This window comes from Mitsuokella jalaludinii DSM 13811 (assembly GCF_000702905.1).
Classification (GTDB): domain Bacteria; phylum Bacillota; class Negativicutes; order Selenomonadales; family Selenomonadaceae; genus Mitsuokella; species Mitsuokella jalaludinii.
Map to the genome: position 1 here is coordinate 67,054 of NZ_JNKR01000002.1, position 16,894 is coordinate 83,947.

Consider the following 16,894-nt stretch of genomic DNA (forward strand, 5'->3'; position numbering starts at 1 on the left):
GCAAGAATGGAGCACAGCCCGCAAATCATGATCATCCCGATGATTGACATCATCTTCTTTCTGCTGGTCTTTTTCATGATGAGCACGCTCTACATGACGAATCAGCAGAGCATTCCCGTCAATCTGCCCGTGGCGGCCAGCGCGCAGCAGGACATCGTCAAGAGCTTTCAGGTAACAGTAGCCAAAGACGGCGCGCTTTATCTGGGCACGGACCGCATGGACCTTGCCGCGCTCAAACAGCATCTGCAGGAAGAATCGCGCTCGGCGGAAGTCGCCGTCTCCCTGCGCGCCGATGAGGACGTGGACTACGGCCATTTCATCGAAGTCATGGATGAGCTCAAGACCTCCGGCATCTCGCGCATCAGTCTGGCGGCCAAGAAATGATGAATAGGATGAACAGCGTAAAAGACGTAAAGGATAGGATGAAGAAGATGTTTCTTAGGAAGACAAAGTGCAGAAATGATGAAAAAAGCGGCAGGAGGCGCAAAAAGCTCCTGCTGCGTCCGCTGCCTCTTTCCTGCCTGCTGCACCTTATCGGACTCATCCTTTTGGGACTCGTGCTTCATAATAATGCCGTGCAGTCCGAAGAACAGCCGCCCGAGGCTGAAATCGTCATGGAAACAGCAGAGGCAGAGATGCCGCCAGAAGCTGTACCAGAGGAGCAAAAACAGGATACTTCATCATCTGAGCAGCAGGAAACGCCGAAGCCTGCGTCACCTGAGCCCACGGAATCTCCTGAACCTCAGCAAAGTCCTGAGCAAAGTCAGCCGGCACCGGCCGCGCAGCCTGCAAAAAAGGCAGAATCGGCTAAGGCAGAAAATAAACCGGCCAAGAATGCAGAAGTACCGAAACCTGCTAAAGCTGCCAACACGGCCAAGCCCGCAGCATCATCACCGCTGCCCGTTGACTCGGCGCCGGCGACGGCTGCGCATGTGGAAGGCGGCGTTCCGGTGCAGACAGGGCCGGCCGCTCCTTCAGCCGCGGGCAGTACGGCTCCGTCCGCAGCGGCTGGCACTAGAGAAGGACAGGAGGCAGGTCCTTCCAGCACGGCGGACAGCAGCCGCAGTGACAATGGCTCTGCAGCTGCTGCCGGCAGTTCTTCCGATTCTCCGAATTCTTCTGCTGGCTCCGGCAGTACGGAAAGCGACGCCGACATCGCCTCGCGTTTTGCCGCCCGCGTCGAGGCCAATAAAGAATATCCGTATTCTGCCGTCCGCCTTGGCCAAACAGGCAGCGTGACCATCTGGGCAGATCTTTCCGCCGACGGTGCACTCGAGGGCTGCGGCATATCTTCGTCATCCGGCATCAGCAGCCTCGACCAGAGTGCCCTGAAGGCCGTGCGCGCCTCGTGTCCGTTTCCGCATGGAGCCGGACACAGCATTCATATTGTCGAAACCATTTATTTCAATTTGAATGAATAGATATCGAAAATCATGCATCAGATATCTTGAGAAGGAGGTTTTTATGAAAATCTTACTCGTTTATTCCAGCCGTACCGGCAATACGAAAAAAGTCGCCGAAGCCATCGGCGAGGAATTGGGGATTCCGGCCGTGCCGGTCGAAGAAAAGCCCGCAGCTGCCGACTTTGACCTCGTCATCGCGGGCTTCTGGGTCGACCGCGGCACGGCCGATGCCAAGATGAAGGCTTATCTCGAAAGCCTCAGAGAGGTTCGCGTGGCCATTTTTGCCACGCTTGGCGCCAAGGCGGATTCCGAACATGCTGCCCATTGCCTCGAAGCGGGCACTGCTCTTGTGGGCAAGGGCAGTAAAGTCGTCGGTAAGTTTATCTGTCAGGGAAAAGTCGACCAGAAAGTCGCCGAAGCCATGTTCAAGCAGTTCCCGGCCGGCCATACGCACGCGATGTCTCCTGCCTGGGCAAAACTCTTTCAGGAAGGTGCCACGCATCCCGATGAGCAGGACCTTGCCGCGGCCCGTGATTATTTCAGTAAGCTTGTTCGAGAGCTTTGAACAGCATAATAAGGTCCTTTACAAAATATAGAAATGGAGAAAGTAAGATGAAGAAAAATATTGCCATGAAAAAGAAATCCCTGCTGGCCGCTGCCGTGCTCAGCACGCTTGTCTGTCCTGCTTATATGGGCAGGGCTGCCGCGGCAGACAGCGCGGACGCAGGCACCATCAAGGCAAGGGATGTCGTCGTTACGGCTTCGCGCACGGAGCAAGAAATTCGCCAGACGCCGACGGCCGTCGAGGTCATCACGCAGAAGGACCTCGAACGCACGGGCGCCAATACCCTGACAGAGGCCCTGAAGACGGCCACGGATCTCAACATCACGCAGAGTGCCATGGGCAATAACGTCAGCCTGCGCGGCATGAACAATAACCAGACTTTGATTCTTGTCAATGGCCGCCGCGTCCGCACGGAAGATACGAATGACTCGGCCAATAAATACGAGCTCAACCGCGTCAATATGTCCGACGTCGACCATATCGAAATTGTCCGCGGTGCGGCCAGTGCCCTTTACGGCTCGGATGCCATGGGCGGTGTCATCAATATTATCACGAAAAAGAGCAAAAAACCGGAAATCACGGTCGGCGGCGACTGGACGACGCATGAAAAAGACGGATATGTCCATGCCGCTTCGGGCCAACAGGGGAAATGGGCCTTTGATATGGATGCGCGTTACAGCGATACGCGCAACTGGGGGACTCTTGGCTCGACGGCTCAGGTCATCAGCATGGGACCTGCCAGCACGTACACGATGCTGACGCAGACGACAAATCAGTACGGCAAGCGTTATTTCTTCGACCTCGACGGACGTTATGCCATCGATAAAAACAAGGAATTTGATATCTTTTTTGATTATATGAAGGAAGACCTCAAGGCCCTTTCGACTACCAATCACATTGTCAGTTCACCGACTTTCAACCGCACGGTTCTGAGCGCCGGCTACCGCAATGATTTCGACCATGAACGCTGGACGACGGGCGTGGGCTATAAGGGCAAGGACAGCCGCGGCGATTATGAGATTCGCGCTTACCATACGCAGTTCGATAAGGACCAGAAGATTTATTATACGAGCTATACGGGCAAGCTGCATAAAGCGGGGGACCTCTCGAGCTCGGATGACATGACGTTCAAGTCGACAACGATTGACGGCCGCCGCTCTTATCAGGCCGACGACAAGAACCTTCTGACCTTTGGCGGCAAATACCGCTGGGAAGATTACGATTCCACGCGCCTGACCAGCGATTCGAGCATGCGTTACGCAGCCCTCTATCTGCAGGATGAATATACGCCGCAGCGCAACTGGCTGCTGATTCCGTCCGTACGTTGGGATTATAATGATGTCTTTGGCAGCAAAGTCACGGCCAAAATCGGCACGACGTACAACTTCAGCAAAAATGCGCGCTTCAAGGCCAACTTTGGCAGTGCCTACCGCGCCCCGACGGCCAGCGAGCTCTACATGGACTGGACGCATTCGAGCTACGCCTACATCCAGGGCAACCCGAATCTGCGCCCCGAAACGGCCATCGATTATGACTTTGGCTTTGAGGCAGAGAAGGGCAGAACGTCCGGCAAGGTTTCCTACTTCCACAACCGCGTCAAGGATTTGATTGACTACGAATATCAGGGAGTCAGCCCGACGACGCATCTTTATTCCTATAAATACTACAACGTTGAACATGCCGTCATTCAGGGCATCGAGGCCGAGGCCAAACAGCGCGTAGGCGACAAGCTCACACTCGGTGCATCCTACACGTTCCTCGACGCCGTCAACAGCGAAACGGACGAACGCCTTGCCAACCGTGCCCGCCACAACGCCAAACTCATGCTGACGTACGATGATACGGCTAAGACCGGCCTCAGCGCCACACTCTGGCAGGACTGGCTCATCAACTACCGCTACGAGCTCGGCAATGACAGCGGCATCACGCATCTTTCCACGACGAACTTCGTCATCAACAAGAAATTCCACAGCGGTCTCAGCGCTTACGTCGGCGTTGACAACATCTTCGATGAGCGTAACGTCAACCTCTTTAACGACGGACGCGTCTGGAGAGGCGGCTTGAAGTATACGTTCTAAGTAAAATTAGCGTCTAAGAAGCTGACAGCAGCGAAGGCGAGAGGGGACAGTCCTGCGCTCCGCGGTGACATTCGGCTAAACGGATTTTTTGCCTTATAATTTATCCTTACCAAAGAGCTAAACGCACTTCGTTTGGACGGACGCTCTTTGGCAAGGTTTTTGGCGGGCAAAAAATCCGTTTTTTACGCCGAATGTCAAACGCTCCGCGCCGGCCTGCCCCCTCTCTTTCCCCTCGCAAAAGAGCGCAGCGAATTTTGCGCAACGAAGAAAACAAAGAAGCGTGAAGCCAGTCTGCTGGAAGTAAGGAAAGGGCTGTCACTAAGCGGAGCTTTGGCCGTCTGCGTTAAGAACTTATTTTTTGCCAGCCAGAACCCTTGCAGGGAAGCGTCGTTCAAGCGGAGCGCGTTTAGCTTCCCGCAAGGATGCGTTAAAAGGTAAAAAATAAGTTTAGCAGCCGGCCACGCGGAGCTTAGGGGCAGCCCTTTCCGCCTTCCCATCCCCGCAGCTTCTTCTTTTCTCACTGCCGCCCCCTAGACGCACGCGCAAATATTGATTATAATGATACATAGACTAATTCGTATAAAAACGGGAACTCCCGCTTTCATATTTAGGAGGAAATAGAATATGACGAAAAGCACGAAACCAATCTATGTCATTGGTCATCGCAATCCGGATACGGATTCCATCTGCTCGGCCATCGGCTATGCGCACCTGAAGCAGGCACTTGGCTTCAACGCAGTCCCGGCACGCGCCGGCAAGGTCAATGCGGAGACGAAATACGCGCTCGACTACTTCCACGTCGAGCAGCCGCTGCTGCTTTCGGATCTCTATCCGCGCGTCAAGGATGTCACGCTCGACTGCAAGATCGTCGTCCGCCAGCACGACACGCTGCGCCATCTCGGCGAAGTCATGCGCGGCCATGACCTCAAATCGGTGCCGGTCACGGACAGCAAGGGCATTCTCGTCGGCATCGTCACGGTATCGGACCTCGCGAAGCGCTATTTCCAGGAGCTCAGCATGCAGGATCTATCGGAGATGCGCGTGCGCTATCGCGACATCATCGCAGCAACGGACAGCAAGGTGCTCGTCTCGGGCAATGAGAGCGACTTCATCCACGGCAAGATCCGCATCGCTGCCGGCTCGATCAAGATGATCCAGGACACGGTCGAGAAAAACGACATCGTGCTCGTAGGCGACCGCCACGATGAGACGCTCATCGACATCGTCGATCAGGGCATCTCCTGCCTCATCATCACGGGCAATGGCCGCGTCTCGGCTGATGTCATCGAAGCCGCTGAGGCAAAGCACATCTTCGTCCTCTCGACGCCGTATGACACGTATACGGTAGCCCGCCTGATCAACCAGTGCGTGCCGATCCGCCGCATCATGCATCCGGACCCGGTCTGCTTCAAGCCGCTCGACCTGCTCTCGGACATCAAGGGCACGATGGAGGAGACGAACTACCGCAACTACCCGGTCCTCGAGAACGGCCGCCTTGTCGGCCTCGTCAGCCGCGACAACCTCATGCTGCCGGAGCGCGACCGCGTCATCCTCGTCGACCACAATGAGCGCGGCCAGGCCGTCGAGGGCATCGAGGAAGCCAAGATCCTCGAGATCATCGACCACCATCGCCTCGGCGGCATCCAGACGAGCGAGCCGATCTTCACGCATGCTGAGCCGGTCGGCTGCACGGCCACGATCGTCGCGAACATGCACTGGCAGAATGATGTCGACATCCCGGCATCCATCGCAGGCCTCCTGCTCTCGGCCATCCTCTCGGATACGGTCCTCTTCAAGAGCCCGACCTGCACGCCGTACGACAAGAAGACGGCAGAGCGCCTCGCTGAGATCGCCGGCGTCGATATCCAGGAATACGGCATGGCGATGCTCAAGGCTGGTTCCGGCATCGGCGACATGACGCCGGCTGAGATCGCCAAGAACGACCTCAAGGAGTTCCAGATCGGCGACTACCGCGTCATCGTCAGCCAGATCTCGGTCATGGACCCGAAGGAAGTCATGGATCTCGAGCCGCAGCTCATCGAAGCGATGCAGAACATCTGCGACAAGGAGGGCTTCGACCTCAGCCTCGTCATGGTCACGGACATCCTGCAGGAAGCGACGTACCTGCTCTTCACGGGTTCGCCAAAGACGCTCATCGGCGAGGCCTTCAAGAAGGACGCTAGCGGCACGCACATCTACCTGCCGGGCGTCATGAGCCGCAAGAAACAGGTCATCCCGCCTCTCTCCGAGGCCGTCAAGCGCATCGGCAAGAACTGACTGCCGCGCAGCGCGCATCATGCTTGAAACAAACAGAGCCTTCTCCCCGGTGCGTCCGCACCGGGGGGAAGGCTTTCCTATCGATAGAACAGAAGAACCGATGATACAGATTGGAGGATACTATTGGATATTTTCAGTGGCTTGAACCCCGCACAGAAGAAGGCTGTCGCGCATACGGAAGGACCGCTGCTCATCATGGCAGGTGCCGGCTCGGGCAAGACGAAAGTGCTGACCTGCCGCATCGCAAACCTCTTGGCGCAGGGTGTCGCACCGTACAGCATCCTGGCCATCACCTTCACCAATAAGGCGGCGACAGAGATGCGCGAGCGCGTCGACCGCATGATCGGCGATGCCGCCAAGGATGTCTGGCTCAGCACATTCCACTCGTTCTGCGCGCGCTTCCTGCGCCGCGAGATTGAGGCGACGGACATCTACAAGCGCAATTTCGTCATCTACGATTCGTCCGACAGCCAGACCGTCATCAAGGAATGCCTCAAGGAGATGAATCTCGACGACAAGCAGTTCACGCCCGCGAGCGTCCAGAATGCGATCTCGAACGCCAAGAACCAGCTCATGGGGCCGAAGGCCATGGAGCGCGACGCCGACAACTTCCACCAGAAGAAGATTGCCGAGATCTACCGCCTCTATGCAGCGAAGCTGCGCAACAACAACGCGCTCGACTTCGACGATTTGCTGATGATCTCCGTCGTGCTGCTCGAGGAGAATGAAGACATCCGCGCCAAGTATCAAGGACGCTTCCGCTACATCCTCGTCGATGAGTACCAGGACACGAACGGCGCCCAGTACCAGCTCACGAAGATCCTCGCTGCGCGCCACCACAACCTCTGCGTCGTTGGCGATGCCGACCAGTCCATCTACGGCTGGCGCGGCGCCGACATCCGCAACATCATGGACTTCGAGAAAGACTACCCGGAGGCGACAGTCATCAAGCTCGAGCAGAACTACCGCTCGACGAAGAACATCCTCGCGGCGGCCAATGCCGTCATCGAGCACAATATCAACCGCAAGCCCAAGGAACTCTGGACGGAGAACGCGACGGGCGAGAAGCTGACCTCGTATCAGGCGATGGACGAGCGCGACGAGGCGCAGTTCATCACGACGACCATCACGAAGCAGCGCACGATCTTCAACGCCTCGTACGGCGACATCGCCATCCTCTACCGCACGAACGCCCAGTCGCGCATCATCGAGGAGACATTCATGCGCTCGGGGATCCCGTACACGATGGTCGGCGGCCTCAAGTTCTACGACCGCAAGGAGATCAAGGACATCCTCGCATACCTGCGCGTCATCTACAACCCGCTCGATACCGTGAGCCTCATGCGCATCATCAACGTGCCGAAGCGCGGCCTCGGCGCGACGACGATGGCGAAGCTCACGGCCTTTGCCGAAGAGCAGGAGCTCTCGCTCTTTGACGTCATCTCGAATCCGGAGGTGCTCGACGCCATCCCGGGCATCACGGCGCGCGTCAAGAAGCCCTTGGAGCTCTTCACGACCTTCATCTTCAACTTCATGAACACCCACATGAACATGAAGCTCGACGATCTCATCGACAAGGTGCTCAAGGACTCGGGCTACCTCGCGGAGCTCAAAGCCGACAAGAAGACGGAGAACGAGTCGCGCATCGAGAATCTCAAGGAATTCATCGGCGTCGCGCGCGACTTCGAGAAGTCGGAGGAGAACCCGAACCTCGAGACCTTCCTCTCACAGCTCTCGCTCGTCTCCGACATCGACAACGCCGACATCGAGGACGACCGCGTGACGCTCATGACGCTGCACTCGGCCAAGGGCCTCGAGTTCCCCATTGTCTTCATGATCGGCATGGAGGAGGGCCTCTTCCCGCATTCGCGCACGCTCATGAACCCCGATGAGATCGAGGAAGAGCGCCGCACCTGCTATGTCGGCATCACGCGCGCGCAGCGCAAGCTCTACCTGACGAACGCGCGCCAGCGCACGATCTACGGCAAGACGCAGGCCTTCCCGCCCTCGCGCTTCCTCAAGGAGATCCCGGACGAGTACGTCGAGCGCCTCGTGCCGCGCGCCAATGCCTATGGCTTCGCCAACGCCAACCACTACGGCGCGCAGCAGCGCTCGGGCTTCATGAGCTTCCGACCGAGCGCCAGCCAGATGGGGACGGGCACGCACTTCGCGGGCAAGCCGCAGTCGGCCCTCGAGGCGATGGAGGCCCTGCGCGAGCGCCAGAGCAGTGCGCGCCCCGCAGCCGCCGGCGTCATCCGCCCCGACACGAGCATCAAGTGGAAGGTCGGCGATAAGGCGCGCCACGGCAAGTGGGGCGTCGGTACCGTCGTCTCCGTCAAGGGCAGCGGCGAAGAAGTCGAGCTCAAGATTGCCTTCCCGGGCCAGGGCGTCAAAGGCCTCATGCAGAAGTACGCCCCAATCACCAAGGCATGAGACAGAACGACAGGAAACCAGGGGGAAGGAGTGATCATGATGGCAGATATACCGGAGTCCATCCAGGCGGTCAAGAAGGAGCTCACCGAGCTCCGCAAGGTCATCCGCTACCACAATAACCGCTATTACAATGAGGACAATCCCGAGATCTCGGATTACGAGTACGACCAGCTCATGCTGCGCCTCAAGGCCATCGAGGCGAAATACCCGGAGCTCATCACCAAGAACTCGCCGACGCAGGTCGTCGGCGGCCAGGCGCGCCGCACGGCCGGCGTGCTCGTCCGTCACGATGTGCCGATGCTCTCACTGCAGGATGTCTTCAGCAAAGAAGAGATCTTCGCCTTTGTCGAGAGCCTGCAGCAGGAACTCGACAATCCGGAATTCGTCGTCGAGGAGAAGATCGACGGCCTCTCGATGGCGCTGCGCTACGAGGACGGCGTGCTCGTGCGCGCCATCACACGCGGCGACGGCATCGTGCAGGGCGAGGACGTCACAGAGAACGCCAAGGTCATCCGCGATGTCAAGAAGAAGCTCAAGGATAAATTGCCGTACTTCGAGATCCGCGGCGAAGTCTACATGGAGAAGGCGGCCTTTGCGGCGGTCAACGCACGCCAGGAGCTCCTGGGGCTGAAGCCCTTTGCCAATCCGCGCAACTGTGCCGCGGGAACGCTGCGTCAGCTCGACAGCCGCATCACGAAAGAGCGCCATCTCTCACTCTTCATCTTCAACCTGCAGACGGCCCGCGGCCGTCAGTTCACGACGCACACCGAGGCGTATGCGTTCATGAAGAAGCAGGGCATCAAGGTCATCCACGGCTACAAGGTCTGCCGCACGGCTGAAGAAGTATGGCAGGCCATCACGGCCATCGGCGAGAACCGCGGCAATCTGCCCTACGACATCGACGGTGCCGTCGTCAAGCTCAACAACCTCGCCGACCGCGAGAAGCTCGGTGCGACGGCCAAGGTACCGCGCTGGGCGATTGCCTACAAGTACCCGCCGGAGGAGAAGGAGACGGTCATCCGCAAGATCGAGCTCTCCGTCGGCCGCACGGGGCGCATCACGCCGACGGCCGTCTTCGACCCGATCCGGCTCTGCGGCACGACAGTCGAGCGCGCGACGCTGCACAACCAGGACTTCATCGACAACCTCGATGTGCGCATCGGTGACACGGTGCGCGTCTACAAGTCGGGCGAAATCATCCCGAAGGTCAAGGAAGTCGTCAAGGAGAAGCGTCCAGCTGGCGCAGAGCCCTTTGTCATCGGCACGACTTGCCCCGTCTGCGGCGCGCCCGCCGTGCGCGAGCCGGACACCTCTGACATCAAGTGCCAGAATCCGAGCTGCCCGGCCCAGCTCGAGAGCCACATCCTCAATTTCGTCGGCCGCACGGCCATGGACATCAAAGGCCTCGGCGAGGCGGCCATCCACAGCTTGATCGAAGAAGGCTGCATCACGACGATTGCCGACCTCTATCACCTGGCAGACAGGCGCGAAGAACTCATCGAGAAGGGCATCATCGGCAAGGAGAAGAACACCGACAAGGTCCTCACGGCCATCGAGGCGAGCAAAAAGAATGAGCCGCAGCGCCTGCTGACGGGACTCGGCATCCCGGGCATCGGCCGCACGGCCGCCCGCGAGCTCATGCTGCACTTTGGCTCCATCGATGCGCTGGCCAAGGCCTCCGAAGAGGAGATCCTCGCGGTCCGCGACATGGGCGAGATCAGCGCGAGGGCCATCGTGCAGTATTTCCGCGATCCAGCCAGCCAGAAGATTCTCGAATCCTTCCGCGCCTCGGGCGTCAATTTCACGCTCGAGAACACGGGCCTCGTCGACGAGAAGCTCGCCGGCAAGACCTTCGTCATCACGGGCACGCTGCCGAGCCTGAGTCGCAAAGATGCTGCCGCGCTCATCGAGAGCCACGGCGGGCGCATCGCAGGCTCTGTCTCCAAGAAGACAGACTATCTCGTCGCCGGCGAGGCGGCCGGCAGCAAACTGCAGAAGGCGACCGCCCTCGGCATCGCCATCCTCGATGAAGCAGGCCTTATGGCACTCGTCGGGCAGTCGGACATTTGATTCGCGATTGTTTACAACTGTATTCTTTCGATTCTATCCATATTGCTCTTGATTTTCTGAGCAATCTCTGTTATAGTAAAGACTGTAAGGATTACCGCAATCCTTACAGTCTCCTTTCTTGTTGGGCCTAGATAAGAGGTGGGTCCTAAGGGCGAACGGACCTATCTATGAGAGCGGCAGTGGGAAGCAGTCGGCTGGCACGGAAACATGAGCCGACTGGCGCCGTTCTCTCAACAAAAAGCTCCGCAGCGATACGCATGCTGCGGAGCTTTTTATTGCTTGTTCCTATGAAGATCATGAAGATACAGGACTCAGCCAAAGACCTTGACGCGGGCCTTGATGTCTTCCTTGTCCTTTGCCTGCGGCTCAGCGGCGATGCCACCGAACGGCATCTGGGCGATGAGCTTCCAGGAATCCGGCACCGAGAACATCTTCTTGACCGTCTCGTCGATGACGGGGTTGTAGTGCTGGAGGTTGGCGCCGATGTTGAGCTCGCGCAGTGCCGTCCAGATACTGATCTGCAGCATGCCGTTGGCCTGCTGTGCCCAGATCGGGAAGTTTGCCGCATAGAGCGGGAACTGCTCCTGGAGGCCCTTGACGACGTCCTCGTCGTAGAAGTAGAGCAGCGTGCCGTAGCCCGCCTTGAAGCTATCAATCTTCTCGCGGGCGACCTTGCCGCCGAAAGCCTCGTAGATGGCGTCCCAGAGTTCATCCTGCTTTGCTTTCGTCACGACAATCACGCGGGCACTCTTCATGTTGAACGCATCCGGCACGAGCTCCGTCGTGTTCTCGACGAGCGCGACGACTTCTTCCTCTGCGACCGGCAGTTCCTTGTTGATGTTGTAGTACGTGCGGCGCTTGGCCAGCGATTCCTGGATACCCATGGTGTTTCTCCTCTTTTCTCTTGATTCTTCTTGTGCTGTGATATCGTAGCATTCATACAGACGATATCCTTGATTTATGATTAGTATAGTATAATCATTCTCACTTGTCAATATAAAACTTACAACATGGCGCGAAAGCCTTGCCGCAGTTGAAACGAGCGCAGAGGACTGTTATAATAAAGTATTGCTGATAAGGCCGAAACAGTATCTTGGGAAACGAGAGGGGTGTGCAGATGAAAGAAGAGACAATCGAGAAGGTGCGACAGGAGCTCGACGGCTGGGAATACCTGGAGAAGCTGCCGGACAGCTGGCATGGCTTCGCGCTGCGCCGCATCGAGGAGCCGCTCGGCGACTGCTACGACATCTTCACGTATGAGAGCGAATCGCTGCACAAGAGCGCGACGGCGTATTTCCACGAGGAGACGCACGAGTACAAGCTGCGCATCAAGATCGGGCTCATCGAGCTCTGCCGCATCGAGTTCATCACGGCGGACTTTGCCGTCTTTGAAGCATTGCTCAAAGCGCAGCTCGAGTCCCTGCTCGCGGAACTCGAGACGTTTGACCCGGCCAGCATCTCGAGCATCGTGCGCGCCAAGGAGATCCTCACGTGGAAGACGGGCAATGAACTGCCAGAGACGCTCGAGGGCTTCTCGCTCTTCATCCGGCCCGCCTATCCCGTCAAGATCAACAACGGCTCGTACATCATCATCGACTACGTCGACTTCGCGCTCGAGAGTAGCGTGACGGTCTACTTCAACATCTACCGCGATGAGTTCTTCAGCGAGGCCCGCATCTGGAATATCCCGGACGTCAACTACGACTTCGACTCGAATACCCTGCCGGAGCTCGAGGAGCGCCTGCAGACCTACCTCGTGCCGCGCCTGCAGGAAGTCCGACGCCGCGCCGAGGCAGAAGATGCTGCGAAAAAGGCAAAGGCATCCGCTGAAGGACCGTGCACAGGGGAGGAACAATCATGATTATCATCGAGAAGGCCATCCTTCACATCCTCGACTTCCATTCTGGTGTGACGGTCTATTCGGATGCGGAGCTTCCTGTCAAGGACAGCGTCGAGACGTGGCTCTTGAAGCACGTCGAGCGCGCCTGGGGCAGCCAGGACGCCAAGCCAGGCACTTTCTGCGAGGACAGCGCCTTCCTCAAAGAGCTGCAGGATTACGAGTCGGGAACGCTCGACTTCGTCGCCCTAAGCAAGGCGATTGCCAAGACACTCGACGACGCCCTGACACACGCCGAGGAGATGCCCGCATCCGATGTCATCGTCGCACAGGCGAGCATCGACGAGGTGCCGTACCTCGTCATCCTGCGCAGCAACAGCCACATCGGCTTCACGCACCAGGTCAACCAGACGGAGGACGGCATCCAGAACGAGATCATCAACCACTATTCCATCATGCCGAACCTCTCGCAGAAGATCGACGAGTTCGCCTTCATCAACGGCCGGACGAAGGCCATCAAGACGGCAGCCAAGAAGTACACGCTCGACGGCGACGCCGTCTTCGTGCTGCCGGAAGTCCTGCTCGAGTGCAGTCTGACGCCCTCGCCGAAGGAAGCGATGAAGAACCTCAGCAAGGCGGCCGCCCAGGTCGCCGAGTCGTTCGGCCAGGACAAGGTCATGGCCGAAGCCGCCGTCAAGAGCTACGTGGCCGAGACGATGCAGAAGGGCGCGGAGCTCGACCTGCAGGAGGCGGGCAAGGAGATCTTCCAGGACAATCCCGCCATGCAGCAGGAGCTCGACACGGCCATCCGCGATGCGGGCATCACAGAGCCCGTCCAGATGGACCCGGAGGCGACGCTCAAGAAGGTCAGCCGCCACAAGCTCAAGACCGACACGGGCATCGAGCTGACCATCCCGACGGACTACTTCGACAATACAGAGTTCGTCGAGTTCAACAACAATGAGGACGGCACGCTTTCTATCACGCTCAAGCACATATCGAATATCGTCAACCGCGGTTGACCCATGAGGTGTCCTATGCAGATCAATGGAGAGATCCAGAACATCAAACAGTATATCGTCAAGCGTCTCGAGGCGCTCTACGAGCTGACTGTGCCGATTGGCCAGCTCTCGACGCACGAACTCAATGCAGAGATGCTCGAGGTCACGGAGCTGCTCGGCCGCGAGGTCGCCGTCTACCTGAACCGCCGGGGCAAGGTCCTGCAGGTGTCGGTCGGCGACACCGACACGGTCGACTTGCCGGAGTTCAAGTCGCGCCGCGCCGAGGGCAAGCTCACGGGCATCCGCTGTATCCACACGCATCCGAGCGGCGACACGCGCCTCAGTGAGCCCGACTTCTCGTCGCTGCGCCGCCTGCGCTTCGACTGCATGGCAGCCATCGGCTTTCGCGCAGACAAGGCGGGGGAGATTGTCGGCTCGCTCGGCTTCTTCACCGGCGACTGCGCTGAGGACGGCACGGAGCAGCTCAGCAGCGTCGGCCCGCTGCCGGAGCGCGCCCTGCACACAATCAACCTGACGTATCTCATCACGACGATCAACAAGAAGCTCAGCGCGCGCAGCACGAAGTCGACCGAAGATGAGGAAGAGCGCGCCCTGCTCGCCGGACTCGACTGCGGCAGGACGCTCTGGCCCGTCGACGAGTCGATGGCCGAGCTCGCGCGCCTCGCCGACACGGCGGGCGCCACCATCGTCGGCACCTTCATCCAGCGCCGCGAGAAGCCCGACGCCGCCTTCTTCCTCGGGCGCGGCAAGGTCGCCGAGATCGCCATGGAAGTCCAGAACCGCGACGCGACACTCCTGATCCTCGACGACGAGCTCACTCCGTCACAACAGCACAACCTCGAGCAGATGCTCGGCATCAAGGTCATCGACCGCACGGCGCTGATCCTCGACATCTTCGCGCAGCGCGCCCGCACGAAAGAGGGCAAGCTGCAGGTCGAGCTCGCACAGCTCCAGTACAACCTGCCGCGCCTCGGCGGCCAGGGCCTCGTGCTCTCGCGCCTCGGAGGCGGCATCGGCACGCGCGGCCCCGGCGAGACGAAGCTCGAAGTCGACCGACGCCGCATCTACGCGCGCATCCACGACCTCGAGTCCCAGATCGATGCCGTGCAGAAGAACCGCCACCTGCACCGTCGCCGCCGCAAGCTCTCGCGCATCCCGCTCGTCGCCCTCGTCGGCTACACTAACGCGGGCAAGTCGACACTCTTGAACCGACTCACGGGCTCGGAAGTCTTTGCCGAGGACAAGCTCTTCGCGACACTCGACCCGACGACGCGCCACCTCATCCTGCCCGAGAAGCAGGAAATCCTCCTGACCGACACCGTCGGCTTCATCCAGAAGCTGCCGCACACGCTCGTCAAGGCCTTCCGCGCGACACTCGAGGAGGTGCAGGAAGCCGACCTCCTGCTGCACGTCGTCGACTGCAGCAACGAGAACTACGAGCAGCAGATCGAGTCAGTCGTCGAGGTTCTCAAGGAGCTCGATGCCGTCTCAAAGCCGACGCTCTACGTCTTCAACAAGGCCGACCGCCTCAAAGCGTCCGGCACCGAGACGGACGAGCGGGCAGGGGAGGGACTGACGCCAGCGCAGGAGGCCATGATGCTGCACGGCCGCGAGGGCATCTGCGTCTCCGCTCAGACGGGCGCCAACCTCGACGAGCTCCAGCGGCTCATCGAACGATTCTTCTCTGAGCAGCAAGTCCGGATGGAACTCCTGATTCCCTTTGCCAAAGGACGGCTGCTGACGGAGCTGCACGATCTCCACGCCGTCCGCGAGACAGACTACACGGAAGCGGGCACACTCGTCAAGGTCAGCCTGCCCGCCTCGAAGCGGGCGCGCTTCGAGCCCTATGAAGTCCACCCCGACAATGAATAACTGTAATAGACTGTGAGGTAAGTATTTCCATGTCATTTTCCAAGAAAATCACGGATCTCAAGCGCGAGGTCCTCAAGGAATCCGAACCGCTCTTTGCGCACATCGAGGATGTGGCCGAGGCCAACACGCTGAAGGTACTCGATGCCATGCGCGAGTGCCGCGTCTCCGACGCCCACTTCAACACGACGACGGGCTATGCCTACGACGACATCGGCCGCGGCAAGCTCGAAGAGCTCTACGCGAAGATCTTCGGCGCAGAGCGCGCGCTCGTGCGCACGCAGTTCGTCTCGGGCACGCACGCGCTAGCGACGGTGCTCTTCGGCATCCTGCGCCCCGGCGACGAGCTCGTCTCGCTGACGGGCAAGCCGTACGACACGATGCAGACGGTCATCGGCTACGACAACCCGAGCCCCGGCTCCCTCAAGGAATTCGGTGTGCTCTACAACGAGCTGCCGATGGTCGCGGGCAAAGTCGACATGGCGCACATCAAGGACGTCATCACCGACAAGACGAAGATGGTCGAGATCCAGCGCTCGCGCGGCTACAGCATGCGCAGCCCGCTCTCCATCGAGGACATCCGCGCCATCACAACGGAAGTCCACCGCATCAAGCCCGACTGCATCTGCTTCGTCGACAACTGCTACGGCGAGTTCGTCGACTACGAAGAGCCGACGCAGGCAGGGGCCGACATCATGGCGGGCTCCCTCATCAAGAATCCAGGAGGCGGCATCGCGCCGACCGGCGGCTACATCGTCGGCCGCGACGACCTCGTCGAGCTCGCCTCGTACCGCCTGACGGCACCGGGCATGGGCGACGAGCTCGGCGCGAGCCTCTCGAACAACCGCCTGCTGTTCCAGGGCCTCTTCCTCGCGCCGCACGTCGTCTCACAGGCCATCAAGGGCGCGATCTTCGCAGCGGGCATGTTCGCCAAGCTCGGCTACAAGACGCTGCCGCTGCCGACGGACGTGCGCGGCGACATCATCCAGGCCATCGAGCTCGGCAGCGCCGACAAGCTCATCGCCTTCTGCGGCGGCATCCAGAAGTACTCGCCGGTCGACTCCTTCGCCGCCCCGGAGCCGTGGGACATGCCGGGCTACGCCGACAAGATCATCATGGCGGCAGGCACCTTCGTGCAGGGCGCTTCCATCGAGTTCAGTGCCGACGGCCCGCTGCGCGCACCCTACAACGTCTACCTGCAGGGTGGCCTGACCTTCGAGCACGCCATCATCGGCATCATGGGCGCCGCACAGGCCGTCCTTGACCTCGACGAAACGGATTGACACAGAGATACGATACGGCAATATCAAACGGCGTCTGCCCGAGAACATACACGCTCG

The 16,894-nt window shown here is 59.3% G+C and carries 12 protein-coding genes; 11 read left to right on the forward strand and 1 reads right to left on the reverse strand.

All coding sequences use genetic code 11. The features are described 5' to 3' along the window. The first annotated feature begins 6 nt into the window (after positions 1-6). The 7 genes from T518_RS02500 (at position 7) to ligA (ending at position 10,826) form a co-directional block, all read left to right on the forward strand. Positions 7-384: an ExbD/TolR family protein gene (locus T518_RS02500; protein WP_248617138.1), complete on the forward strand. Its 378-nt coding sequence runs from the start codon at positions 7-9 to the stop codon at positions 382-384. Positions 385-392: 8 nt separating this feature from the next. Next, the gene (locus T518_RS11330; RefSeq protein WP_162177187.1) at positions 393-1,421 is read left to right on the forward strand and encodes a TonB family protein; all 1,029 of its coding nucleotides are present in this window, start codon (positions 393-395) and stop codon (positions 1,419-1,421) included. 43 nt (positions 1,422-1,464) lie between these two features. After that, positions 1,465-1,968 carry a flavodoxin family protein gene (locus T518_RS02510; protein ID WP_036374696.1) on the forward strand — a complete coding sequence of 168 codons (504 nt, stop codon included), beginning with the start codon at positions 1,465-1,467 and terminating at the stop codon, positions 1,966-1,968. Between the two features lie 47 nt (positions 1,969-2,015). Further along, positions 2,016-4,046: a TonB-dependent receptor plug domain-containing protein gene (locus T518_RS02515; RefSeq protein WP_036374700.1), complete on the forward strand. Its 2,031-nt coding sequence runs from the start codon at positions 2,016-2,018 to the stop codon at positions 4,044-4,046. A 624-nt stretch (positions 4,047-4,670) separates the two neighbouring features. Further along, positions 4,671-6,323, forward strand: a complete 1,653-nt coding sequence (locus tag T518_RS02525; protein WP_036374708.1) for a putative manganese-dependent inorganic diphosphatase — start codon at positions 4,671-4,673, stop codon at positions 6,321-6,323. A gap of 123 nt (positions 6,324-6,446) precedes the next feature. Beyond that, entirely contained in the window at positions 6,447-8,756 is a 2,310-nt protein-coding gene (pcrA, locus tag T518_RS02530) for a DNA helicase PcrA (protein WP_036374710.1), read from the forward strand. 36 nt (positions 8,757-8,792) lie between these two features. Further along, positions 8,793-10,826, forward strand: a complete 2,034-nt coding sequence (gene ligA / locus T518_RS02535; RefSeq protein ID WP_415949893.1) for an NAD-dependent DNA ligase LigA — start codon at positions 8,793-8,795, stop codon at positions 10,824-10,826. A 311-nt stretch (positions 10,827-11,137) separates the two neighbouring features. Here the strand turns inward: ligA and T518_RS02540 are convergent, their stop codons facing one another. Next, complete coding sequence (locus tag T518_RS02540; RefSeq protein WP_036374720.1) at positions 11,138-11,710, reverse strand: nitroreductase family protein; 573 nt, start codon at positions 11,708-11,710, stop codon at positions 11,138-11,140. 233 nt (positions 11,711-11,943) lie between these two features. Between T518_RS02540 and T518_RS02545 the strand changes: the two genes are divergently transcribed. The 4 genes from T518_RS02545 to T518_RS02560 are packed head-to-tail and all read left to right on the forward strand — an operon-like array spanning position 11,944 to position 16,837. Then, a complete protein-coding gene (locus tag T518_RS02545) occupies positions 11,944-12,687 on the forward strand; it encodes a hypothetical protein (protein ID WP_036374722.1) in 744 nt (247 codons plus the stop codon). Then, positions 12,684-13,685 carry a nucleoid-associated protein gene (locus tag T518_RS02550; RefSeq protein ID WP_036374724.1) on the forward strand — a complete coding sequence of 334 codons (1,002 nt, stop codon included), beginning with the start codon at positions 12,684-12,686 and terminating at the stop codon, positions 13,683-13,685. Before T518_RS02545 ends, T518_RS02550 begins: the two co-directional genes overlap by 4 nt. Positions 13,686-13,700: 15 nt before the next feature. Then, on the forward strand, positions 13,701-15,557 hold the full coding sequence (gene hflX, locus T518_RS02555; protein WP_036374726.1) for a GTPase HflX: 1,857 nt from the start codon (positions 13,701-13,703) through the stop codon (positions 15,555-15,557). 29 nt (positions 15,558-15,586) lie between these two features. After that, a complete protein-coding gene (locus T518_RS02560; RefSeq protein ID WP_036374729.1) occupies positions 15,587-16,837 on the forward strand; it encodes a methionine gamma-lyase family protein in 1,251 nt (416 codons plus the stop codon). The last annotated feature ends 57 nt before the right edge of the window (positions 16,838-16,894 follow it).